The organism is Mycobacterium sp. IDUB_3, from assembly GCF_055419585.1.
The window spans coordinates 554,736-577,686 of the sequence record NZ_JBVAXZ010000001.1 but is presented as its reverse complement, the minus strand read 5'-3'; the positions used below and the strand labels follow the sequence as shown (position 1 = coordinate 577,686).

Annotated in this window: 26 protein-coding genes; 13 read left to right on the top strand and 13 right to left on the bottom strand. The window is 66.1% G+C overall.

What is annotated here, in order from left to right; genetic code table 11:
- Position 1: 1 nt before the first annotated feature.
- From ACZYVJ_RS02370 to ACZYVJ_RS02360, 3 genes are all read right to left on the bottom strand, one after another.
- Positions 2-1,027 carry an alcohol dehydrogenase catalytic domain-containing protein gene (locus tag ACZYVJ_RS02370; RefSeq protein WP_463829541.1) on the bottom strand — a complete coding sequence of 342 codons (1,026 nt, stop codon included), beginning with the start codon at positions 1,025-1,027 and terminating at the stop codon, positions 2-4.
- Positions 1,028-1,055: 28 nt separating this feature from the next.
- Positions 1,056-2,987 carry a flavin-containing monooxygenase gene (locus tag ACZYVJ_RS02365; RefSeq protein ID WP_463829540.1) on the bottom strand — a complete coding sequence of 644 codons (1,932 nt, stop codon included), beginning with the start codon at positions 2,985-2,987 and terminating at the stop codon, positions 1,056-1,058.
- Positions 2,988-3,172: 185 nt separating this feature from the next.
- Positions 3,173-3,841 carry a hypothetical protein gene (locus ACZYVJ_RS02360; protein WP_463829539.1) on the bottom strand — a complete coding sequence of 223 codons (669 nt, stop codon included), beginning with the start codon at positions 3,839-3,841 and terminating at the stop codon, positions 3,173-3,175.
- A 165-nt stretch (positions 3,842-4,006) separates the two neighbouring features.
- Between ACZYVJ_RS02360 and ACZYVJ_RS02355 the strand changes: the two genes are divergently transcribed.
- Entirely contained in the window at positions 4,007-4,471 is a 465-nt protein-coding gene (locus ACZYVJ_RS02355; RefSeq protein ID WP_463832801.1) for a hypothetical protein, read from the top strand.
- Between the two features lie 112 nt (positions 4,472-4,583).
- Positions 4,584-5,714 carry a nitronate monooxygenase gene (locus ACZYVJ_RS02350; RefSeq protein ID WP_463829538.1) on the top strand — a complete coding sequence of 377 codons (1,131 nt, stop codon included), beginning with the start codon at positions 4,584-4,586 and terminating at the stop codon, positions 5,712-5,714.
- A gap of 16 nt (positions 5,715-5,730) precedes the next feature.
- On the opposite strand, the gene ACZYVJ_RS02345 is transcribed toward ACZYVJ_RS02350, so the two are convergent.
- The 3 genes from ACZYVJ_RS02345 to ACZYVJ_RS02335 form a co-directional block, all read right to left on the bottom strand.
- Positions 5,731-5,952 (bottom strand): Rv1893 family protein, encoded by a 222-nt coding sequence (locus ACZYVJ_RS02345; protein ID WP_463829537.1) that lies wholly within the window; start codon positions 5,950-5,952, stop codon positions 5,731-5,733.
- 77 nt (positions 5,953-6,029) lie between these two features.
- Positions 6,030-6,320 carry a hypothetical protein gene (locus ACZYVJ_RS02340; protein WP_463829536.1) on the bottom strand — a complete coding sequence of 97 codons (291 nt, stop codon included), beginning with the start codon at positions 6,318-6,320 and terminating at the stop codon, positions 6,030-6,032.
- Between the two features lie 11 nt (positions 6,321-6,331).
- A complete protein-coding gene (locus ACZYVJ_RS02335) occupies positions 6,332-6,730 on the bottom strand; it encodes a hypothetical protein (RefSeq protein ID WP_065028655.1) in 399 nt (132 codons plus the stop codon).
- 247 nt (positions 6,731-6,977) lie between these two features.
- Between ACZYVJ_RS02335 and ACZYVJ_RS02330 the strand changes: the two genes are divergently transcribed.
- Genes ACZYVJ_RS02330 through ACZYVJ_RS02320 form a run of 3 tightly spaced genes read left to right on the top strand, consistent with a single transcriptional unit; the run spans position 6,978 to position 9,875 of the window.
- Positions 6,978-8,276: a cytochrome P450 gene (locus tag ACZYVJ_RS02330; RefSeq protein WP_463829535.1), complete on the top strand. Its 1,299-nt coding sequence runs from the start codon at positions 6,978-6,980 to the stop codon at positions 8,274-8,276.
- Between the two features lie 12 nt (positions 8,277-8,288).
- Positions 8,289-9,302, top strand: a complete 1,014-nt coding sequence (locus ACZYVJ_RS02325) for an alcohol dehydrogenase catalytic domain-containing protein (RefSeq protein WP_463829534.1) — start codon at positions 8,289-8,291, stop codon at positions 9,300-9,302.
- Positions 9,303-9,314: 12 nt separating this feature from the next.
- Positions 9,315-9,875 (top strand): YceI family protein, encoded by a 561-nt coding sequence (locus ACZYVJ_RS02320; protein ID WP_463829533.1) that lies wholly within the window; start codon positions 9,315-9,317, stop codon positions 9,873-9,875.
- A gap of 29 nt (positions 9,876-9,904) precedes the next feature.
- On the opposite strand, the gene ACZYVJ_RS02315 is transcribed toward ACZYVJ_RS02320, so the two are convergent.
- Positions 9,905-11,032, bottom strand: coding sequence for a DUF7159 family protein (locus tag ACZYVJ_RS02315; RefSeq protein WP_463832800.1), 1,128 nt, complete (start codon positions 11,030-11,032; stop codon positions 9,905-9,907).
- 641 nt (positions 11,033-11,673) lie between these two features.
- Here ACZYVJ_RS02315 and ag85B point away from each other — a divergent pair.
- The 8 genes from ag85B (at position 11,674) to ACZYVJ_RS02275 (ending at position 17,553) form a co-directional block, all read left to right on the top strand.
- The gene (ag85B, locus tag ACZYVJ_RS02310) at positions 11,674-12,666 is read left to right on the top strand and encodes a diacylglycerol acyltransferase/mycolyltransferase Ag85B (protein ID WP_463829532.1); all 993 of its coding nucleotides are present in this window, start codon (positions 11,674-11,676) and stop codon (positions 12,664-12,666) included.
- A gap of 100 nt (positions 12,667-12,766) precedes the next feature.
- A complete protein-coding gene (locus ACZYVJ_RS02305) occupies positions 12,767-13,351 on the top strand; it encodes a chorismate mutase (RefSeq protein ID WP_463829531.1) in 585 nt (194 codons plus the stop codon).
- A gap of 105 nt (positions 13,352-13,456) precedes the next feature.
- The gene (rpfC, locus tag ACZYVJ_RS02300) at positions 13,457-13,894 is read left to right on the top strand and encodes a resuscitation-promoting factor RpfC (protein WP_463829530.1); all 438 of its coding nucleotides are present in this window, start codon (positions 13,457-13,459) and stop codon (positions 13,892-13,894) included.
- Between the two features lie 35 nt (positions 13,895-13,929).
- Positions 13,930-14,403 (top strand): SRPBCC family protein, encoded by a 474-nt coding sequence (locus ACZYVJ_RS02295; RefSeq protein ID WP_463832799.1) that lies wholly within the window; start codon positions 13,930-13,932, stop codon positions 14,401-14,403.
- Between the two features lie 5 nt (positions 14,404-14,408).
- The gene (locus ACZYVJ_RS02290) at positions 14,409-15,242 is read left to right on the top strand and encodes an SDR family oxidoreductase (RefSeq protein WP_463829529.1); all 834 of its coding nucleotides are present in this window, start codon (positions 14,409-14,411) and stop codon (positions 15,240-15,242) included.
- A 12-nt stretch (positions 15,243-15,254) separates the two neighbouring features.
- The gene (locus ACZYVJ_RS02285; protein ID WP_463829528.1) at positions 15,255-15,683 is read left to right on the top strand and encodes a lipoprotein LpqH; all 429 of its coding nucleotides are present in this window, start codon (positions 15,255-15,257) and stop codon (positions 15,681-15,683) included.
- 55 nt (positions 15,684-15,738) lie between these two features.
- A complete protein-coding gene (locus ACZYVJ_RS02280; protein ID WP_463829527.1) occupies positions 15,739-17,061 on the top strand; it encodes a cytochrome P450 in 1,323 nt (440 codons plus the stop codon).
- A 48-nt stretch (positions 17,062-17,109) separates the two neighbouring features.
- Entirely contained in the window at positions 17,110-17,553 is a 444-nt protein-coding gene (locus ACZYVJ_RS02275) for a nuclear transport factor 2 family protein (protein WP_463832798.1), read from the top strand.
- 64 nt (positions 17,554-17,617) lie between these two features.
- Here the strand turns inward: ACZYVJ_RS02275 and ACZYVJ_RS02270 are convergent, their stop codons facing one another.
- The 6 genes from ACZYVJ_RS02270 to ACZYVJ_RS02245 all read right to left on the bottom strand — a co-directional run bounded on the left by ACZYVJ_RS02270 (position 17,618) and on the right by ACZYVJ_RS02245 (position 22,930).
- A complete protein-coding gene (locus ACZYVJ_RS02270) occupies positions 17,618-18,052 on the bottom strand; it encodes an SRPBCC family protein (RefSeq protein ID WP_463829526.1) in 435 nt (144 codons plus the stop codon).
- Positions 18,052-18,885 (bottom strand): lysophospholipid acyltransferase family protein, encoded by an 834-nt coding sequence (locus ACZYVJ_RS02265; protein WP_463829525.1) that lies wholly within the window; start codon positions 18,883-18,885, stop codon positions 18,052-18,054. Before ACZYVJ_RS02265 ends, ACZYVJ_RS02270 begins: the two co-directional genes overlap by 1 nt.
- A 31-nt stretch (positions 18,886-18,916) precedes the next feature.
- On the bottom strand, positions 18,917-20,029 hold the full coding sequence (locus ACZYVJ_RS02260; protein WP_463832797.1) for an amidohydrolase family protein: 1,113 nt from the start codon (positions 20,027-20,029) through the stop codon (positions 18,917-18,919).
- Positions 20,030-20,037: 8 nt separating this feature from the next.
- Positions 20,038-21,390, bottom strand: coding sequence for a type I glutamate--ammonia ligase (locus ACZYVJ_RS02255; protein WP_463832796.1), 1,353 nt, complete (start codon positions 21,388-21,390; stop codon positions 20,038-20,040).
- 57 nt (positions 21,391-21,447) lie between these two features.
- The gene (locus ACZYVJ_RS02250; RefSeq protein WP_463829524.1) at positions 21,448-22,329 is read right to left on the bottom strand and encodes a TIGR03854 family LLM class F420-dependent oxidoreductase; all 882 of its coding nucleotides are present in this window, start codon (positions 22,327-22,329) and stop codon (positions 21,448-21,450) included.
- Between the two features lie 106 nt (positions 22,330-22,435).
- Positions 22,436-22,930: a carboxymuconolactone decarboxylase family protein gene (locus ACZYVJ_RS02245; protein WP_463829523.1), complete on the bottom strand. Its 495-nt coding sequence runs from the start codon at positions 22,928-22,930 to the stop codon at positions 22,436-22,438.
- Positions 22,931-22,951 lie beyond the last annotated feature (21 nt).

Here is a 22,951-nt window from a genome sequence, read left to right as displayed (position 1 = left end):
CCTAGGGCTTCAGCAGGATCTTCACGTCGTCGCCCGATCGCGACTCCGCGGTCGCGTAGCCCTTGGCCGCTTCGTCCAACGGCATTGTGGTGGTGAAGATGCCGTCGACATCGAGCCGACCCGATTGCAGCAGCGGGATCAGTTCCGGCCAGGTTCGCTGCACCGGCGCGGTGGTGAATCGCACCGTCGTGCTACGGATCAGGCAGCCCAGGGCGTTGAGCGGGAACGGATTCATGTCGTGCACACCGACGACCGAGACCGTACCGCCGGGCCGCACGGCGTTGATCGCGTCGGTCAGCGAGGCGTCCGTGGCGACGGCGTCGATCACCGCGTCGGCGCCGCGGCCACCGGTGGCAGCCATGATCGCCTCGAGCGCCGGGGCTTTGAGCGGCGTCGCGCCCCACCGGGCGGCACGCTCCAATCGGCCATCGACCTGGTCCACCGCGAAAACCGTTGCCGCACCTTGAAAGAGCGCGCTGCGCAGCGAACACAGGCCAACCGCGCCCAGGCCGATGACCGCCACCGAGCCGCCGAATGGGATATCGGCCCGTTGCGCCGCGGCCCAGCCGGTGGCCAGGTTGTCGGTGAGTAACAGTGCCTGCTCGGTGCTGATGCCCTCGGGCATCTTCAGCAGCTGGAAATCCGCGGCGGGCACCGCGAGCAGGTCGGCCTGCGCGCCGCCGAGCACCCCGCCACCGAAGATCTGAAAGCCGGAGTGGCACATCACCGGATCATGGGTGGCGCATCCCGCGCACGCACCGCAGCCGGTGACCGACGACACCAGGACCTGATCGCCGACCTTGACGTTGCGCACGTCGGGCCCGGCATCCACCACCGTTCCGATGGCCTCGTGGCCGAGCGCGATCGGGTCGGGCATCGGGAAGTCGGCCTCGTAGAAGTGCAGGTCGGATCCGCAGATGCCGGCGGCGCTCACCTCGACGATCGCCCCGTCGGACCCGGGAAGGGTTGGATCGGGCCGGGTGTCCACCCGGATGCTGCGGGGCCCATCGACGACTACGGTGCGCATAGTGATGTGCTCACTTTCCTTGTCGCGCTCAATCTTTCGTCCGCACTGAAAACTGTGACCAGTCGGGCTCGCGCACCGCCGACCAGTATTCGTTGAGCCGCCATGGGCTCACGGTGTGGATCTCCCCGTCGGCGTTCTTGAAGTACGAATGCTTGATCGCCGGATGCGACCACACCATCTTCTTGATCTGGGTCTGCGTCCGCCGGTGCCAATCGCTGGCGGCCTCGGGCTTGGGTTCGAGGCAGTGCACGTCGGTCTCGGCCAGTCGCGCGAGGCACTGGTCGACATAGCGCATCTGCAGTTCGGACTGGAAGATCAGGCTGCCGCCGTGGGCCAGGTGAGTTCCCGGGCCGTAGACGATGAAGAAGTTCGGGAATTGCGGGACGGTGATCCCGAGGTAGGCATAGGGGCGGCTCCCCCACATCTCATGCAGGTCGGTCCCGTTTCGGCCGGTGACCTTCAGCGGCCACAGCACGTCAGTGTGCCGAAACCCGGTGGCGTACACGATGACATCGACGGCGTGCGTCACGCCGTCATCGGTGACGATGCCGTGCGGCGTGATCTTCGCGATCCCGGTGCGTACCAATTCGACGTTGTCGCGCTGCAGCGTTCGCAGCCAGCTGCCGTTGTCCTGCAGGGTCCGTTTGCCACAAGCGGGATAGTCGGGCATCACCTTGGCCAGCAACTCCGAATCCTCGCTGACCTGGCTGGTGATCCACTGCGAGAACATCATGTGCGCGGCGGCATTGATGTCGCTGACGGCGTGATCCTGGTCGGCGTAGCCCGGGTCACCTTCGGCGGCGTCCAGGCCTTTGTCAGACCCGGGCCAGAGCACCAGGAAGCGGTACCACCGCCCGTAGAAGGGAAGATGCCGCATCGCCCAACGCACGCCGTCGCCGACCTCGTCGTGATACATCGGGTTGGGGAACATCCACTGCGCGGTCCGCTGGAACACGGTGAGGTGCTCGACGTCCCCGGCTATGGCGGGGGCGATCTGGAAGCCGCTCGCGCCCGCGCCGACGAGTGCGACCCGCTTACCTTTCAGGTCCACCGAGTGATCCCAGGCAGCTGAGTGAAAAGACGGTCCTGCGAACGTGTCCGCTCCATCGAAGGCCGGAATGTTGGGACGGTTCAGCTGGCCCACCGCGGTGATGAGCGCACGTGCCCGCACGGTGGTCGGCTTGCCGTCGGCCGAGCGCAGCGACACGCTCCACGTGCCGTCGTCGTCGTTCCACTCGGCCGCGACAACCTCGGTCCGCCAGCGCACGTGCTCGCCCAGGCCGTGTTTATCGATGACCTTGGTGAAATAGTCCTGCAGCTCGTATTGCTCGGCGAAGAAATGCGTCCAGTCGTTGTTGGGTTCGAAGCTGTAGCAATAGAAATGGTTCGCCACATCCACCCGGGCGCCGGGATAGCTGTTCTCCCACCATGTTCCGCCGGGGCCCGCGTTCTTCTCCACGATGGTGAACGGGATGTTGGCCTGCTTGAGGCGCACACCGGCCAGAATGCCGGATTCGCCGCACCCGATGACCAGGACTGGAAGCTCGGCGGCGCGGGCGGCCGGCAACGCGGCGGGACGTCGGGGGTCGACGCCGTCGAGATCGAGTTCTTCGGAAACCAGCGACAGGTAGTCGTCGCCAACGTGCTCGCACGCTGCCCAATCCATCATCTCCCTGATGAGTTCCGGGCTCAGCGGCGGCGGTTCGGGGCAACCGCGATCCCGGTACTCGGTGATCACCGTCAGGGCTTCGGCGCGGGCGCGCGCCTTGTCCTCCTCCGACATGAACCCCTGGATCTCGTTGAGGAAGATGCCCATCTGCTTGAAGTCGCGGATGAACCTGGGGTCGCCGGTGATGTGGACGAGCGAGAGCAACAGCGTGGGGATGCTGACATCCTCTAACGCGGCGGCGATCTCGGGTGTGGATGTGGTGAAGGGATCGCCCGCGTAGCGGCTGCGCATCAAGGGAGATCCTCTCGACGGTTTGGAAGCCAATTACGCTACGCATCGTTTCGTAATTGGCAGCCCTACCGTACCCGGTCGCTCGGCACGGGATCAAGAGATCAGGAGCGAAGCTCGTCGGCTTCGTGGTCGCCATCTGCGAGGCGTGTCAATGGTGGAAGGTGTTGCGACGTGGTGGGCACCGATTACTCGAGGCCGTATCCGCCGCGCAAGTCCTTGTGCGCAGCCTCCAGGGTGCGGTCGCAGAGATTCACGAGAGCGTCGAGATCGAGATCCGACTCCCTGCCCAACCTCTCCAGCCAGACCGTCTCCACCTTCCTCAGCTCCGACCACTTGAGTTCGCCCTCGTAAAACACGGTCACGTCCTCACGTGGGGTGGGGCAGGCCGTGGTCTGCGCCAATTCACGCTTACACGAATCCAATTGAGTCAGTGAGTAGCCATGCTCGCGGAACTGTCGATCCCACTGGTCGAGTAGCTGATTGACCATGTCGCGCACCGGTGGCGCGGCATAGACCAATAGCTCGGCCACCCCGTCGTCCAGGCCCAGGCGCATGCGGAAGTCATAGAGCTCTCGAAGGGCCTCGGCGCGCCGCTGGCTCGCGATCTCCTCGGCGGTGCCGACGCCTTCGTACTGGGCCGCGCGTTTGACGTAGATCGTCGCGGAGATAAGCGACTTCAATACGGCCTTCTTGTCATCGGCCGCCCGCTTCTCGAAGTCGAGCACACGTTCGTGGCGGCGGTCTTCCGCCTTGTTCTTGGCGTCGATGCGCTTCGTCCAGATCGCGACGGTTGCGCTCGAAATCACGGATGCAAGCGGGACGAGGGCGTTGAGCACCAGCGTCATCCAGTTCATTTGTCGACCCTAGGCTCACGATCGGCGGTCCGCATGCGAATCGCGGCGAGCGACCCCAGCTTGCCAGCGCCCCGATGCCTATTGCGTCGCCGAGAACAATGAGTCCAGGTGGCAACCGCGCCGCGGCGCCGGTTGCCCGCGATGGACCAGAAGTGGGTGAGTGCCATGGCCTCGTTGCTCACGGCCTGCAGCGGGTTCCTGTTGGCCGTCCTATGGATAGATCTGATGTTCGACGTCCAAGTTCTGCGCTACCGGAAGCTCACCGGCGAGCTGCCCGAGGCCGTGCTCGCGTCCATCGCGGCTTACTATAACCGCGCGACCACCACGTCGCGGCCGATGAACCGCCTGATCGCGCTGGTCATGGTGGCGTTGCTGGGAGCGCTTGTGCTGCAGGCCGCGCGCGGACGCGACCCCAGCTGGCTGCTGGTGACCTCGGCCGTGCTTGCGAGCATTCCGGTAATGCTGGCGTTGATGCACACCGTGCCCGACGCGGTACAACTCGGAGGTCGCACGGACAGCCCGTCCGAGCAGACGCGCCTGGCTCGATCGATCTGCCGCGACCACCTGCTGTGCGCCGCCTGCCTGCTGGCGTTTCTCGTCCTGTGGGTGGCGACCAGCGTTGCGCTCTGACTTGCACGACGGGTCGTAGTAAGAAGGCGCAGGTCAGGACCCGCTGGCCACGTCAGTGAGGTACGTACTAAACTAGAACACGTTCCAATTCGGCGAGCTCCCAGGAGTTGTAATGCACACCCCTATCTGCGACGAACTCGGGATCGAGTTCCCGATTTTCGCCTTTACCCACTGCCGCGACGTCGTCGTGGCGGTCAGCAAGGCCGGGGGGTTCGGCGTGCTCGGGGCGGTCGGCTTCACGCCCGAGCAGCTGGAGATCGAACTCAACTGGATTGACGAGAACATCGGCGACCACCCCTACGGCGTCGACATCGTGATCCCGAACAAGTACGAGGGCATGGACTCGAACCAGTCCGCCGAGGAGCTGGCCGAGACGCTGCGCAAGATGGTGCCGCAGGAGCACCTGGACTTCGGGAAGAAGATCCTCGCCGACCACGGCGTGCCGGTCGAGGACAGCGACGGCGACACGCTGCAGCTCCTCGGCTGGACCGAGGCGACGGCCACGCCGCAGGTCGAGGTGGCGCTCAAGCACCCCAAGGTGAAGATGATCGCCAACGCGCTGGGCACCCCGCCGGCCGACATGATCAAGCACATCCACGACGCCGGGCTCAAGGTGGCGGCGCTGTGCGGCTCCCCCTCGCAGGCCCGCAAGCACGCCGACGCGGGCGTCGACATCATCATCGCCCAAGGCGGTGAGGCCGGCGGGCACTGCGGCGAGGTGGGCTCGATCGTGCTGTGGCCGCAGGTCGTCAAGGAGGTCGCCCCGGTCCCGGTGCTCGCCGCGGGCGGCATCGGCAGCGGTGAGCAGATCGCGGCAGCGCTGGCGCTCGGCGCGCAGGGTGCGTGGACCGGATCGCAGTGGCTGATGGTCGAGGAGTCCTCGAACACCCCGGTCCAGCAGGAGGCCTACGTCAAGGCCGGCAGCCGCGACACCGTCCGCAGCCGTTCCTTCACCGGCAAGCCGGCCCGCATGCTGCGCAACGACTGGACCGAGGCATGGGAGGCGCCGGACAACCCGAAGCCGCTCGGAATGCCGTTGCAGTACATGGTGTCTGGCATGGCCGTCCGCGCCACCAACAGGTACCCCAATGAATCTGTCGATGTGGCGTTCAACCCGGTCGGTCAGGTGGTCGGGCAGTTCACCAAGGTGGAGAAGACCTCAACGGTCATCGAGCGCTGGGTGCAGGAGTACCTGGAAGCCACCAACCGGCTCGACGAGCTCAACGAGGCCGCCTCCGTATAACGCGGAGGCGTCGCGCCTAGACGTCCTCGACGTCGTCGCGGCCGGTGAACACTTCCTTCGTCCGGTCCAGCGCGTAGGTGCCGATGTCGATCGAATTCTGAACGATGCCGCTGGCACCGCCGGCGAGGTCGCCGCGGATGATGTCGCTGGCATGTTCGACGATGTCGGAGGCTTTCTCGACGGCGTTGGTCGCGATGTCCCGCGCCGCGTCGACTGCATCTTTGGGATTGAAGGCCACCTCGAGTCTCCTTTGTTGCAGGGCGGTCGCTCCGACTCTAGACGGGGTCGCCCAGCATTTCTCGTCGGCGTCGCGGCCTAGTAGTGCACCAGCGAACGCCAGTAGTCTTCGGGAATTTCGGCCCCGGAGCGCATTATTCGGGCCAGCCCGATGGCCATCGCGATACCCAGCAGTCCCAGCCACAGCCCGGCCAGTGCGATGACGCCCCACAGCACGGCGGTGACCGTGGGCCACGGCGAGAGCACCGCGAGCACCGGCGCGAAGAAGAACCCCGTGCCGATGTACCACGCCGACCCGGCGCGATCGGACGCCAGCACGAAACGCAGCCAGCGGGGCACAAGCAGTTCTCCGGGCTCACTACGCTTCATGGCTGCACCGGCTATCCGCTGGGCGGGAAAAACCCTGCCCCGGTGAACCATCCGGGCTGCCACCCCTGGGCGCCCAGGCACAGCATGGGAAGTCCGTCCGGAGTCTGTGCCGCGGCCTGCGAGCCCGGGCATTTCGCGCCGGTCTGCTGGACCCCGTACAGCGGGTACGACGCCACCCAATATCCGGTGGTGGCCGCCGGGAATTGATTGGGCGGCGGGAAGTGACAGGCCTCGGCCTGCCCGCTGGGCCCCCGCCCGAAGATGAAGCGCTCGTAGTTGTCGCACGGAGCGCCCAACGAAGCCTGGTAGTTCATCCCCGGTACGTCGCCGTCATAGCCGGCGGCCGCGCACGGTGCCAAGCCGATCGTGATGCCCGCTATCGAAGCGGCGCTGAGCAGTTCCCGAATCATGTGCTACCCCGCCTGTCGTCGCCGGTGACCTGCACCAAAGCATATCGGTCGGACCGTCAGCCACAAGACCGTTCCGGCCTGCGACCGCGATCGCCGGCGTAGACCCACTCCTCGGCGAAAAACCGCCGGTGAAGAACACGTTCCAATTCGCACCCGGCGATCTTGCGTCAATGCTTCCCAACCAAGGTGCAGCAGTGGTTTCCTAGCACAAGGACGACTAGACCACTTCGTCATCGAGGAGCGGGCAATGCCAACCGTCGAGCCAACTGCCAAGCCGGTCCCCAATTTGCCTCCCGGCTTCGACTTCACCGATCCGGACATCCACGCCGAGCGACTCCCGGTGGAAGAACTGGCCGAGCTGCGCCGGACCGCGCCGATCTGGTGGAACGAACAGCCGGACGGGGTGGGCGGATTCGATGACGGCGGCTTCTGGGTGGTGTCCAAGCACAAGGACGTCAAAGAGATTTCGCGGCGCAGTGACGTCTTCTCCAGCCTGGAGAACACCGCCCTGCCCCGATACAAAGAGGGCACGGTGCGCGAGCAGCGCGAGACGGGCAAGTTCGTATTGCTCAACATGGACGCCCCGCAGCACACCCACCTCCGCAAAATCATTTCCCGCGGATTCACCCCCCGCGCCGTCGAGCTCCTGCGCGATGACCTGAAGGAGCGCGCCCGGCGCATCGTCGCGGCCGCGGCGGCCGAGGGTTCCGGCGACTTCGTCGAGCAGGTGTCCTGCGAGCTCCCGCTGCAGGCGATCGCCGGGCTGATGGGGGTGCCGCAAGAGGACCGCATGAAGCTGTTCCACTGGTCGAACGAAATGGTGGGCGATCAGGATCCCGAGTTCGCCCGCAACGACGCGATGGGCGCCTCGGTCGAACTGATCACCTACGCCATGCAGATGGCCGCCGACCGTAAGCAAAACCCCGGGGACGACATCGTCACCAAGCTGATCGAGGCCGACGTCGACGGGCACAAGCTCTCCGACGACGAGTTCGGCTTCTTCGTGATCCTGCTGGCCGTCGCGGGCAACGAGACCACCCGCAACTCGATCACGCAGGGCATGATGGCCTTCACCGACTTCCCGGATCAGTGGGAGCTTTACAAGCGCGAGCGCCCCGTCACCACCGCCGACGAGATCGTGCGCTGGGCGACGCCGGTCACCTCATTCCAGCGGACCGCCCTGGAGGACTACGAGCTGTCCGGCGTGCAGATCAAGAAGGGCCAGCGCGTCGTAATGGTCTATCGTTCAGCCAATTTCGACGAGGAGGTGTTCGACGACCCGTTCACCTTCAACATCTTGCGGGATCCCAACCCGCACGTGGGCTTTGGTGGCACCGGCGCGCATTACTGTCTCGGGGCCAACCTGGCGAGGATGACGATCGACCTGATGTTCAACGCGATCGCTGACGCCATGCCCGATCTGGAATCGGCGGGCAAGCCCGAGCGGCTCCGGTCGGGCTGGCTCAACGGAATCAAGCACTGGCAGGTCGACTATCACACCAACGGTGCCGAGAAATGTCCTGTCGCGCATCAGGCGCAGGGGTGACAAGCTAGGGGCATGCCCACTCATCGAGCCGTCCATGTCCCGTCCGCAGGCGCAGCTCTGGAGCTGGTCGATGCCGAAACGAAGCCACCGGGTCGCGACGAGGTACGGCTGACGGTCGCTGCATGCGGCATCTGCGGCACGGACGCAAACTTCGTCAGCGGCGGGTTCCCCGGCATGTCCTGGCCGCTGACTCCCGGACATGAGATCGCCGGCAGGATTGCCGAGATCGGCGATGGCGTACAGGATTTCGCACCCGGCGATCGCGTCGCGGTCGGCTGGTTCGGCGGATGTTGCAACCGCTGCAACCAATGTCGTAAGGGTCTGTTCATCCACTGCGAGAACGGCAAGGTGCCGAGTTGGCAGTATCCCGGTGGATACGCGGAGTCGGTGACCGTGCCGGTGAGCGCGCTCGCCCGCATCCCGCACGAGCTCTCCGATGCCGAAGCCGCCCCGATGGGTTGTGCGGGCGTGACCACCTACAACGCCTTGCGGCACACCAAGGCGCTGCCCGGCGATCGGGTGGCGATTCTCGGTGTCGGCGGACTGGGCCACCTAGGCGTGCAGTTCGCCCGGGCGATGGGATTCGAAACCATCGCGATCAACCGCGGCACCGACAAGGCCGACGATGCCCGGAAGCTGGGCGCCCATCACTACATCGACTCCACGGCCAACGATCCCGCCGAGGCGCTCAAGGATCTCGGCGGCGCGACCGTCGTCCTGGCCACCGCGGGCAATTCAAAAGCCATGGCCGCCACCGTCGGCGGCATACTCCCCAAAGGTGAACTGGTCACCATCGGGGTCACGCCCGAGCCGCTGCCGATCAGCCCGGTGCAGCTGATAACGCCGGGCGTCAGCATCGTCGGCCATCCCTCCGGGACGGCGAAGGACGTCGAAGACACCATGCATTTCGCGGTGTTATCCGGCGTGCGTGCGTGGATCGAGGAACTTCCACTGTCGCAGGCCAAGGACGGGTATGCGGCCCTGGAAGAAGGTCGGGCGCACTACCGCACCGTTTTGACCATGTGACACAGTCGGTCCGTGACTTCCGACAAAAGCTTGGTGTGGACGATCGGTCCGGCTGGCGGTGAATTGTTGTTGCACACCGGTGTTGCCGGTAGGGCGGCACGGATGGGTCATCGTCTCACCATCGCGATGACGCGCTGGCGCGCCACCATAAGCCGGGCCGGATCTCGACCCGTCAGCGCGGAGCTCGTGGTCGAGGCCGATTCGTTCGAGGTGCTGCGCGGCGACGGCGGCGTCAAAGGGCTGTCCGGGACCGAGAAGGCATTGGTGCGCTCCAATGCACTGAAGTCTTTGTCCGCCAGTCGATTCCCCGTAATCCGCTACACCGCGGACGTCATCGACGAGGTCGACGACGGGTACCGCCTGACCGGAACGCTCGAAATTCGGGGAGAGTCGCGAGACCACGTGATCGATGTGCACACAGAAGATCTCGGGGACTCGTGGCGGTTGTCAGTCGAATCCACCATCCGTCAGTCCGACTACGGCATCAAGCCCTACTCGCTGCTGATGGGTACGGTCCAAGTCGCAGACGAGGTGTCGTTGACTTTCTCCGCGGTTCGCGCCCAAGAGAATTGACCGCTGCCGACCCGGCGTCGGAAGAAAAATCAGGGCTGCGATTCGGTCGCTGCGCGCGGGGCCGAATCAACCGCCGGATCGCCGGTGTCGCCGGGAATGTGCTCCAGTACCCGCGTCAGGTACGGCTGGCGGTCGCCGCCGGCCCCCGGCTGCTCCTCCGGCGCGCTCGGCTCCGAAACCGGTTCCCCGGCAGGCGGCCTGGCCTGCGGGGCGGCCTGCTTGGTCGGTGGGGCCGCCGGAAGCGGCGCCGCGGCCGTGACCGCCTCGGCGATCTGTGGTGTCGGCGGATGCATAGCGTGCTTCGGCGCGGGCGCCGCGCTGGCGGGGCCGACGTGGATCCCCACCGCGAGTGACACCGAGCCGACGAAGGTGATGGCACCCGCCGCCAGCGCGGTCACGGCCCCGGCGTAGGACGAGTGCCGCTTCTGGGAGGATGCCGGAACGGGTTCGCTCACGTGCTCCACCCACTGCTCGTCGGTGAATTCGGTGCTGCGGGCCGCAGACAGCGCGGCGCCGCGCGCGATGGTGACCTGGGCCATCGACTGCACGAAAACCGGTACCGGCAAAGTCTTTTCGAGTTGCCAGGAGAGTCCGTCGATGTTGTCGTGGGCGCCGACCACCACAACGCCGCCCGGCTGCCATCCGTTGCGGTCGAACATGCCGGTCAGCCAACGGGTCAGACCGTCGAAGCCGCCGCGCACGTGCTTGGTGACGGTCTGGGTCTCCCCGTCGTGCGTGTCGACCATGACGACGGTGGTCGCGTCGTGGTCGAGAACGCAGACCGCCGTCTGTGCGTAGCCGATGACGGGCGCGATGGCCTGAGCCAACGTTTCGACGGCTTCCAGCAACCGGATTGGCACGACGTTGTCGAATCCCGCGTCGGTCAGCGCCTCCAGTACCAGCGCGGCATGCGCGGATGCTTCGTCGTTCCAGGTCACTCCGATGACACGCAGGCGGCGATCGCTCGCGGCCGCCGTCGTGTCAACCCGCAATACCTCGTCTACTACCTGCTCTGCGGTACCCACGGCGCGCACGCCGTGGCCTGCGCGCAGCACCAGCTCCTGGTGATCCAGGATGGTGCCGTCCGCGCCGTGTCCTTCAGCGAGGACCCAACCAACGGTGGTCGGCGTCACTGACAGGCCAAGAACCGTGTCCAAATCTATGCCCCAATCGGTCCCGCGTCCGACGCCCTCAGCCGCACCGACGCGCACCATGAAGCCGCAGGTGCGGTGATTCGTGAGAGCCGGAACAGACACGGGATAGCGTGGTCTTCATCGGCTTGCTCCGAGAGAGCCTACGCGGTCGGCGCAAGTCCGGCTGCCCCGGTCAGTCATCGCCTGGGAATCGCCAGATGAACATGCCGCGTCGGGAACCGCGGTGGCGGCGAAAGCCACATCGTTTTATCGGCCGGGAAGATATTTATCGGTGTCGCGGTGCGGCGGCGACGCCTTGAAACGGTCAAAGATGCGACGCATAGGGGTCCGGCGGCGATCCGCGGCCAAATCCGGCGCGGGCTTCATTTCGGGTGCTTTCTATAACGTGGCGTATTGCGGGCTTCCGGGCGCTCACCGCGCCTCAGGGGCAGTACTGCCTGGCGTTTTCTGGCTCGACGGGTAGGACCGTGGGCGAACGGGTACGCGTCGCCTGTCGCCGCCCGGGTGTGCCGGGTGGCGAAATTGTTAGGTGAAAAGCGATGCCGAAACGAGACGCGTTCGCGTCCTAATCGACATTTCACGGCGTCACACGGTAAATTCCTGTGAGACCACGATCACACTGACCACATCGACAAGGGGCAGGTATGACAGATCTGAGCGAGAAGGTCCGGGCCTGGGGGCGCCGGCTGTTGGTCGGCACAGCGGCGGCAGCTACACTGCCGGGCCTGATCGGTCTTGCCGGCGGCGCCCCGACAGCGAACGCTTTTTCGCGTCCGGGCCTGCCCGTCGAGTACCTGCAGGTGCCGTCCGCCGGCATGGGCCGCAACATCAAGGTCCAGTTCCAGAGCGGCGGCAACGGTTCTCCCGCGGTGTATCTGCTGGACGGTCTGCGGGCTCAAGACGACTACAACGGGTGGGACATCAACACACCTGCGTTCGAGTGGTACTACAAGTCGGGGCTGTCGATCGTCATGCCGGTCGGCGGCCAGTCCAGCTTCTACGCCGACTGGTACGGTCCGGCCTGCGGTAAGGCCGGCTGCCAGACCTACAAGTGGGAGACCTTCCTGACCAGCGAACTCCCCGGGTATCTGGCCTCCAACAAGAGCGTCAAGTCCAACGGCAGCGCCGCGATCGGTATCTCCATGTCCGGTTCCTCTGCGCTGATCTTGGCCGTGAACCATCCGGGACAGTTCATCTACGCGGGATCGTTGTCGGCCTTGATGGACCCGTCGCAGGGCATGGGTCCGTCACTGATCGGCTTGGCGATGGGTGACGCGGGCGGCTACAAGCCCGACGCCATGTGGGGTCCGTCGAGCGATCCGGCGTGGCAGCGCAACGACCCGACACTGCAGGTCGGGGCGCTGGCCGGTAACAACACCCGGCTCTGGGTCTACTGCGGCAACGGCACGCCGTCGGAGTTGGGTGGGGCCAACATGCCCGCCGAGTTCCTGGAGAACTTCGTGCGCAGCAGCAACCTGAAGTTCCGGGACGCTTACAACGCGGCCGGCGGCCACAACGCGGTGTTCAACTTCGACGCCAACGGCACGCACAGCTGGGAGTACTGGGGTGCCCAGCTCAACGCCATGAAGCCCGACCTGCAGGGCGCCCTCGGCGCCACCCAGGGCGGCGGTGGATAACCCTTCGCCCGGCTGTTTCACTACTGCGCCTGACAACTTCGTCAGGCGCAGTAGTGCGTTAAGGGGCCGACAGCCCCGCCGACGCGCCAGAATCGTCGTCATGCACCGCCGCGTCCGCCCGCCCCGCCCGGCCGCGGCCGCGCGCTGGGCTGCCGTGATCGGCGGCCTGGCGATGCTTGTGGCGCCGGGTCGGGCCGACTCGGCGAGCCCGCTGACGCCCCTGGTCGACGCCGCCGCGCAACGGTTGCAGGTCGCCGAGCCCGTCGCCGCGTACAAATGGAACCAGCACGGCGCCATCGAAGACCCGGTCCGCGTCCAGCAGGAGCTGGCCAGGCTGGGCGACGAGGCCGACGCCGAACGCGTCGACCGCGACTACATCACCGGGGTTTTCGGGGACCAGATCGGTGCCACCGAGGCCATCGAATACAGCCGGTTCGCGGACTGGAAGCTGAACCCGGCGAGCGCTCCGGGCGCCGCGCCGGACCTGTCGGCCTCGCGATCAGCGATCGACGCCTTCAACCGGACGATGCTGACCCAGATTTTGGCCAACTGGAGCGTGTTGCACTCGCCGGAATGTGTCGCGCAACTCGGCGCCGCGCGAAGCGGCGTCATCCGGGACCATCAGCTCGACGGCCTGTACCAAAAGGCCCTGTCATCAGCGACGCAGTCGTATTGCCAGCAATAATTTAATTTTTCCTCACCGATTTCTAACGGTCCGATTTGGCCTGCCGATAAGTCGGTTTCCGCAGATAGATGGCATATCTCGCGCCATTTTCGAATAGGTAACGCTTTGGCCACACGCGCCGAAATCCTGGACATGAAATATCTCTGCAAGCTTCTCGTCAAGTCCGTAGTGGTCGGCGGGTTCGTTGCAGCGTCGATGGCTTCGTCCACGGGTGTGGTGAGCGCGGAAACCGCTCCCAACTGGGACGCGATCGCTCAATGCGAATCGGGTGGCAACTGGCACGCCAACACCGGAAACGGCGAATACGGTGGGCTGCAATTCAAACCGGGCACCTGGGCCCGTTACGGCGGCGTCGGCAACCCCGCGGCTGCGTCCAGGGAGCAGCAAATCGCCGTGGCCAACCGGGTTTTCGCCGAAGAGGGCGTGGAGGCCTGGCCAAAGTGCGGCGCCCAATCCGGCCTGCCAATCGGTTGGTACTCGCACCCGGCCCAGGGCATCAAGCAGATCATCAACGGGCTGATCCAGGCGGCCGTCCCACACTGATGAAACGCACCTGCGGTCTATGACCCAGCGCCCAGCTGTGTTTGGATCAGCCCATGGAAGGTTCGGCGACTGTTCATATGGCGGCGCCTGCGGCCAAGATCTGGGATCTCATCGCAGACGTCCGCAACACCGGAAAGTTCTCCCCGGAAGTTTTTGAAGCCGAGTGGCTGGGCGGCGCGACCGGCCCGGCCCTCGGTGCGAAATTCCGCGGCCACGTCAAGCGCAACGAGATGGGCCCGGTGTATTGGACGACGTGCAAGGTCACCGCGTGCGAACCGGGTCGCGAATTCGGCTTCACGGTGCTGCTCGGTGACAGGCCGGTCAACAACTGGCATTACCGCCTGGCGCCGAGCGACGGAGGGACCGACGTCACCGAGTCGTTCCGGCTCAATCCCGCGCCATGGCTCGGCGTGTACTGGCTGTTCGGCGGCTTCCTGCGGAAGCGCCGCAACGTCCGCGACATGACCAAGACGCTGAACCGCATCAAAGACGTGGTCGAGGCGGGCTGACGCGCGTGAAATCGGTCTTCATCACCGGCGCGGGCAGCGGCATGGGCCGCGAGGGCGCAAAGCTGTTCCACGCCAAGGGTTGGCGCGTGGGCGCGGTCGACCGCAACGACGCCGGCCTGGCAACCCTGACCGGCGAGCTCGGTGGCGATCGGCTGTGGACCCGCGCCGTCGATGTGACGGACAAGGCGGCCCTCGACGGCGCCCTGGCCGACTTCTGCGCCGGCAACGCCGATGGCGGCCTGGACATGATGTGGAACAACGCCGGCATCGGCGAATCCGGCTGGTTCGAGGACGTGCCGTATGACGCCGCGATGCGCGTCGTCGACGTGAACTTCAAGGCGGTGCTGACGGGCGCGTACGCCTCGCTGCCATACCTCAAGAAAACCCCCGGCAGCCTGATGTTCACGACGTCGTCGTCCTCGGGTACCTATGGCATGCCGCGCCTGGCCGTCTACTCGTCCACCAAGCACGCGGTCAAAGGCCTGACCGAGGCCCTGAGTGTGGAGTGGCAGCGACACGGGGTGCGCGTCGCCGACGTGCTGCCCGGTCTGATCGACACCGCGATCCTCACCACGACGACCAACCACTCCGACGACGGCGGCGCGCCCATGACGGCCGAGCAACTGCGGGCCACCGCGCCCAAGAAGGGCATGCTGCGGTTGATGCCGGCAAGCAGCGTGGCCGAGACGGCGTGGCAGGCCTACCACAATGAGAAGCGGTTGCACTGGTATGTGCCGAAAAGCATTCGCTTGATTGACTTTTTCAAAGGCCTGAGTCCGGAATTCGTGCGACGCAGCATCGTCAAGTCTCTACCCAAGCTGGTGCCGGAGCAAAAATAAGGAGGTCGGCTGGTGCAAAATCGATTGCTCACAGTCGCTTTGGTCTCATCGGCGGTCGCCGTCGCCGTCGGCGTCGCCGGATGCAGCGCGGCGCAGACGACGCCTCGGCGGGCCGCCCATCTGACCATCGACGGCGCCACCCACACGACGGCGCCCCCAGCGTGCCACCAGGACCAGATGTACCGCAGCATCAACATCCCGGACCGCGATGGCGGAGTCGAGGCGGTGGTGCTGCTCAGCGGTTACCGGGTGATGCCGCAGTGGGTGAAGATTCGCAACGTCGACGGCTTCACCGGCAGCTTCTGGCAAGGCGGCGTGGGAGACGCGCACGTCGACCTCACCAACGACGCATACACCATCACGGGCAGCGCGTACGGCATCAACAGCAGCAACCCCAACAAAGTGGTGACCACCGACTTCAAACTCGTCGCGCAGTGCTGACTCTCGAGGTGGCCGGAGCCTAGGCTCGAACGACACCCGAACGAGGGAGGGGCCGGTGAAGGAACGATTGCACTGGTTCGCGATGCATGGCTTCATCCGGGGAGCCGCGGCGCTCGGGGCCCGGCGAGGAGATGTTCAGGCCAGGCTGATCGCCGATCCGGCGGTGGCCGCCGACCCGGTGCGCTACTACGACGAGGTGCGCGCCCGGGGCAAGCTGGTGAAGGGCCGAGTCGCCTATCTGACGGCGGATCATGCGCTCGCCCATGAGCTGCTGCGGTCCGATGATTTCCGGGTACTGATCTTCGGATCGAACCTGCCGGGGCCGTTGCGATGGCTGGAGCGCCGCACCCGCGACGACCTCCTGCATCCACTGCGGGCGCCGTCGTTACTGGCGGTCGAGCCGCCCGACCATACCCGTTACCGCAAGACCGTATCGGCGGTGTTCACCCCCAGAGCGGTTGCCGCGCTACGAGATCGGGTGGAGCAGACCGCCGCCGGGCTGTTGGATCGGCTGGCCGGCGAGTCGGGTGTCGTGGACATCGTCGGGCGGTACTGCTCGCAACTACCTGTCTCGATCATCAGCGACATCCTTGGCGTGCCGGAGTCCGAGCGGCGCCGCGTGCTGGAATTCGGTGAACTGGCCGCGCCGAGCCTCGACATCGGATTGCCATGGCGGCAGTACCGCAGCGTGCAGGAAGGCATCGCCGGCTTCAGCTCCTGGCTCGACGAGCACCTGCGGCAGTTGCGCCTGGATCCCAGCGACAATTTGATGAGCCAGGTGATCCAGACCGCCGAAAGCGGCTCCGCGGAGACGTATCTCAACGAGCAAGAGTTGCAGGCTATCGCCGGTCTGGTGTTGGCCGCCGGATTCGAGACCACAGTGAATCTGCTCGGCAATGGGATTCGCATGCTGTTGGACGCGCCTCAGCACCTCGACGCCCTGCGACGGCGCCCCGAGTTGTGGCCCAACGCCGTCGAAGAGATCCTGCGACTGGAGTCGCCGGTGCAGCTCACCGCGCGGTTGGCGCTCAACGATGTCGAGATCGCCGGCCGGAGGCTAAAACCCGGCGATTTGGTGCTGGTGTATCTGGCGGCCGCCAACCGGGATCCCGCCGTGTTCCCCGACCCGCACCGCTTCGACATCGAAAGGGAGAACGCCGGAAGGCATCTCGCCTTCTCCGGTGGCCGGCACTTCTGCCTTGGCGCCGCCCTCGCGCGTGCCGAGGGCGAAGTCGGACTGCGCACGTTTTTCGACCGCTTTCCCGAGGCGCGCGCGGCGGGTGCCGGAAGCCGGCGCGAAACCCGTGTGCTGCGGGGGTGGTCGTCGTTGCCGGTGACCCTGGGGCCGTACGTGCGCGAGTACGACCGAACCAGTTGACACGGCGGCGGCAACAGAGTTTTATTTGCCGTTATGACAGAGGTATCTATGATCGCGGTCGAGGATGTCGTACGTGGGCTGTGGCAGGCCCTTTCGCGGCGCGATTGGGAAGCGATCAAGACCTTCCTGTCAGACGACTGCCTCTATGTCGACATGCCGGTTCCCGCGATGTCGGCCCGTGGGCCGGAGGGCATCGTGCAACGCCTCAGGATGGGTCTCGAGCAGTTGGCCGGCTATGAGAACCACACCGGCGTGTTGGTGTCGAACGGCTCCGACGTGCTCTACGAGCACTCCGAGACCTGGACCTTCGCCACCGGCGAGCAGGGTGTGCTGCGATTCGTGTCCGTGCACAAGGTCGTCGACGGCAAAGTGACTGTCTGGAAAGACTATTGGGACATGAACAGCCTGGTCGCCTTCGCTCCCCCGAACCACTTCGAGGGCTTGGCGACCGGCGACACCAGTTGGATATTCGACGCCTCAGCGCTGGTCTGACGATCACCTTTCAGGGCAGCGCGGACCGTCTGCCGCCCCACGGCGGTGGAACGCATCATTGCGACTACGACTCGGCCAGTTTCCGGAGGCGTTTCAACGTTTCCGTCAGTGTGCGTCCCACCTGGCGCACGGCGATCCGATCGGCGATATATCCGAGAATTCCCCCGGGCGCCTGATACGACAGCCGGAACGTCACCCTTGTACAGCCATCGCCTGTGTCGCGCAACCGCATCCGCCCGCGCAGTGTTACCCCGGTGATACCGACGAACGCCAGGTCGCGGCCGTCGTCGAACTCGACCACCTCGATCAACCCGCCAACGGGTACGGAACCGATCTTCCAGTGGACGGTGTAGCGCGCACCGACACCGGCGGATATCTCGTTCGACGATTCCCACCGCTCGAGGTTCGTCATGAACGCCGGGTAGCAGGCCGGGTCGCTGACGATCTTCCACACGTCGGCGCGGTCGGCGTTGATGACGCAACGGCGTTCGACGCGCATCAGCCGATCACCGGGAATCGACGTTCTGCGGCCAGCCGATCGACACCACCCTGGAGGCTGGCCATCACCTTCTCATGCACCGCCTGGTCATCGCCGTCGACCTCGATGGGGTCTTGAACCTCGATCACGATCTTGGTGGGCAATGGAATGTGGCCCGCCAGATCGCTGATATTGAGGCCCCAGGGCAGCGCCAGCGAGATCGGGATGCTCTTGAGCCGCAGCAACTTGTCCGCCATCAGTAGCTTGGCCAGCCACTGCCCCCTGTTGAGGAACAGCGCGCTCTCCTGCCCGCCGACGCTGGCGATGGGGACGATCGGCACCCCGGCCTCGCGGGCCAGTTTTACGTAGCCCATGCGCCCGCCGAAGTCGACCTTGTGGCGTTCCCACGAGGGCCGGAATACCTCGTAGTCGCCGCCGGGATAGACCAGCAGGGCCGCTCCGGATTTTAGTGCGAGGCGAGCGTTTTCGGGGTTGGCGGCGACTGTGCCGAACTTGCGTAGCGAGCCGAGCGGCGGTGCGGAGACCACGAGGTCGTGGGCCAGTTGGTAGAAGGGCCGCTCGACGCCGAAATAGGAGCAGAAGGCGAGGGTGAACACGAAGGTGTCGGGCGGCACGTTGCCGCCGCTGTGGTTGCCCACCAGCAGCACCGGTCCCTCGGCCGGAATGCGGTCGAGACCCCGCACGTCCGCCCTGAAATAGAACGACGCCAGCAACCAGGTTCCCGGCAGCTGATCGCGGATGTAATCCGGATCCCGCTGGTCGAGGTCGGCTTTGGGCACCCACGACACGACCTTGTCGCGGGCCCAACCCAAGACGCCCTTCGCGGTCGCCATGATCGGTGGTATACCCCGGCGTCACCGGGGGTCAAACGCGGTAGATGCGCGTGGCGTTCTCGCGGGCGATGAGATCGACCACCCGGATGGCGTCCGCCTCGCTCCAATCACCTCGGTCCACGAACTCCCGTAGCACACGGTCAATACCTCTGCGCCACAAGGCCGCACCGAGAAAATGCAATTCCGCCGGGCCGAATCCGTCTGACGAATAGAGGATCTTGGAAAAGGGCGCCATCTCCAGCAATCGAGCAAGGAAGGCCGGTGACCGCGCGCCCAGGTGGTTGACGCTCAAACCGCCGTCGAGATAGACGTTGTTGAACGCCTGGGCCAGATAACCGGCCTCGCGCTCGTAGGGATAGCAGTGCAGCAGCACGATCGGCACGTCCGCCGCGTCCCGCAGAAAGTCAACCAGCAGCAGCGGATTGGCCTGGTGTAGGTCGCAATCACGGTCGCCGAACCCGACATGGAACTGCAGCGGCTTGCCCAGCCGCAGCGCCTGGTGCAACCCGAACCGCAGCAGAACCCTGTCCTGCAACCGCGCACCGCCGCGCTCGCGCCAGCGACCGGCGGCTTCGGCGACCTGAGCCGTCGACGGTTCGCTCAGGTCACCGTCAAACCCGCCGCGGTAGGCCAGAATCGATTTCGTGCCGACCGCGTGGGCCGCGCGCCGGTGCAGGATTTCTTCGAACGCCGCGGCGTAGGCACCCGGCGCCTGCGCGGCCTGCTCGGCCACTTCCTCGAGACGGACGACCTCGCGCGCACGATCGCCGGACAGCCGGGCCATGTCCACGACCCCGGCGACACCACCACTTCCGATCCCGGTGTCCACCAGCCAGTCACTCACGCCGGCGGCCGCCAGGAACAGCCGCGCCAGCTCCTCCTCCTCGAATTGGCTGCGTCGCTCCCAATAGGATTGCGGATCGGCGTGTTTGGTCAGCCCCAGGACGGGGGCGCAATGCGCGCGCACCGCGAATCCGAGTTGCGAGTCGAAGCCCGAATACGTGATGGGTTCGCTGTTGGCCTCATTGAGTGCGTTCTCGAATCGCCGGCGGTCTCCGGGCGCCAGCCAGCAACCGTGGACATGCTGATCGACCAGCGCCACTTCGCCGACGTGCTGGGCGAGGGCGCTGGTGCCGGAGACCATAGGAGCCGTCACAGGCTCCAGGCCATGCGGAATTTGTCCGCCAGCTGCTCAGGGGCCAGCTCGCCGTAACGCTCCTGTTCCAGGCGGCGAACCGCGACCACCATGTCGACCGCCGGATCGCCAAGGATGCGGCGCATCGCCTCTGAACCATCAAGTGCCGCAATCGCTTCAGCTTGCGAATTGGTCAGGCGCACGATGCCGTCGCGCGCACGGTCGGAATCGGACAGGACGGCCGGGTCGACGGTGATCTCTGGTGGCAGCGCCGCCTGGCACTTGATGCCGTCCAGAGCCAGACCGAGGATGGCCGCCGAGGCGAGGTACGGGTTCGCCGACGGGTCAACGATTTTCACCTCGACGTTGCCGCCGCGCGGACTTCCCGGCCCGCCGACGACGAACCGCACTGCGGCCTCGCGATTTTCGGTGCCCCAGCACGCGTAAGCGCCGGCCCAGTTGCCGGGGCGCATCCTTAAACCGGAGACGACGGACCCGCACAGTACGCCCTGGGCTTCGGGCAAGCCGCGGACCACACCCGCAATCGCGCTCTCCCCCGCCTCCGTCATGCCGTGGGTTTGGGGGCCGTCGGAGAACAGCCGGCCATCGGATGTTGCCAGCGAAAAGTGTTGGTGGGCACCGGATCCGACGCCATCGGCGAACGGCGCGGGCGATAGGCTGATGCGCAGCCCGTGGCGGCGCGCCGCGCGGCCGATGACGAGCCGCATCAGGATCAGCTGATCGGCGGCGGCCACCGGGGCCTGCGGTGACAGCGAGATCTCGAACTGGTTGGCGCCGTACTCGGGGTGAAACTGTTCGATCGCGATGCCGGCGTCCGTCGCCGAACCGATCACGTCGCGCACGAACGCTTCGTGTTCCAGCACGCCGGCCAGGCCGTATTGCGCCCACAACGTCGACGGCAGCCGGCCGCCGTCCGGGCCGACCAGAAGGAACTCGATCTCGTGCCCGATCGCGGCCTCGATGCCGGCTTCGGTGAGTGCGGCCTCGATACGCCGTAACGTTCCCCGACTGCAAGCGGGAACCGGCGTGCCGTCCTGCGAGAAAAACGCGGCGGGCGCCCATGCCAGACCGTCACCGACGATGCGCAACGCGGACAGATCGATACGAAGGCGTTGGTCCCCCACCACGCCCACATCGGCCGTGAAGGCGATGCCGGTCTGATCGATGGCGAACGCGTGCCAGGACGGGCTGGCCCCCAACCCGGGATCCGCAAAGGTGTTGGTTCGCCGGATCGGCACAGTTTTGGCCAGGGTGAGCCCGGCGGGATTCACCACGGTGCCGATGACCGTGTCGACGCCCTCGGCCTCCAGCTGGGCAATGGCCGCGGCGGCCAGCGGTGTGCCGGTCATGGCAGTCATTCTCCCAACCTCGGATCTCGCCGTACGGTAAACGGCGCACCCGCACGCTCAGTTCTGCCGGGCTACCAATTCGGTGACGAACCGATCGAGAAAGCCATCCGCCGGCGCCCCACCCACCGGCCGGATGACGAATTTCGTCAATCCCGCCTCGATGTAGGCGTCGAGTTGCCGGTGCAGCTCATCCCACCCGGTGGCGACCAGCTCGCCGGGGTCGCGGTCCGGGCGACGCCGGCGCACCGCCGCGGCCAGCTCGGCGGGCAAATCCCCGTCTGCGACCGCCAGCGAGATGCCGTAGTGGTCGGGTTCGACGCTGCGGCCGGCGTCCGCGGCGGCCCGCTCGATCGCCTCGCGCCCGTCCCGCGCCTCCGCCGGGGTGAGAAAACTGCCCAGCCAGCCGTCGCCCAGCGCGCCGATGCGCCGAAACGCCGCCGGCGCCGAGCCGCCCACCCAGATATCAAGCGGCGGTGACGGTCTCGGGGCGACGGCCACATCGGTGACGCTGAAATACCGACCGCTGAAGGTCGCCGACTCCTCGACCAGCGCCGCACGCAGCAGCCGCAGCGACTCGTCGAATACCGCCGCGCGCTCGCCGTCGGGGACCACGAACACCTCGCGTTCGGCCGGGATCGCCGAGCGCAGACCGAACACCGGAAGCACCCGCTTGGGCGCGACGGCCGCCAGGGACGCCAACTGCTTTGCCACCAGCACCGGATGCCGGCCCGGCAGCACCGCCACCGACGTGCCGACCTTCAGCCGGGTCGTCCGCGCGAGCGCATACGCCATGCCGACCATCGGATCGACCGCAGGCGAATACACCAGTTCGGAAAACCACAGCGAGTCCACCCCGTTGGCCTCGAGGTGATCGACGATGGCGGCCAGCTGGTCCGGCGCGGATTCGGCACCCAGACCGACGCCGAAGCGAATCTTCACCGGCACCTCCCTCTGAGTCCTCTCACCAACAGCGCAACATCACCGCGCCGCCATTTGTGCCCGGGCGCGCGTCATCGCCGGCTGCCCGAACTTGCAGGGCGAGAAACTAGACGCGGCTGGGGATGGTGAGTTTGCAGGCTTGGCCGATGTCGAGGGTCCGTAGCACTCGACCCATACCGACCCACAGCGCGCAGGACAGTGCCAGGTCGGCCAGCAACTCGTCCGAGAAGTGTTCGGCGCAACGACTCCAGAAGTCCTCGTCGTTGCGCAGGGCGGTGTGGTCGGTGGCGAAACGGTCCGCGAACTCGGCGGCCAGCCGTTCCTGATCGCTGTAGCCGGGCCAGGTTCGCCATTCGTGGACGTGGTCGTACAACTCCTCGTCGACGCCGGCGGCGGGTCCGTCTTCGTCACGGGTGTTGACGCAGACGACGCATTCGTTGCGGTGGGCGATCACTGCGCGGGCCAGCTCGCGGGTACGTAGCGGCAACCGGTTCTTGGTGTAGACCGCCTGGCTGAAGCCGCCGAGCGCGCCGCCGATGTCCGGAGACTTCGCAAACCAGCCGGCCAGGTCGTCGTCAGCAAATGTTCCGATTCGGCTCATGGCGTGATGGTACGCCCGCGT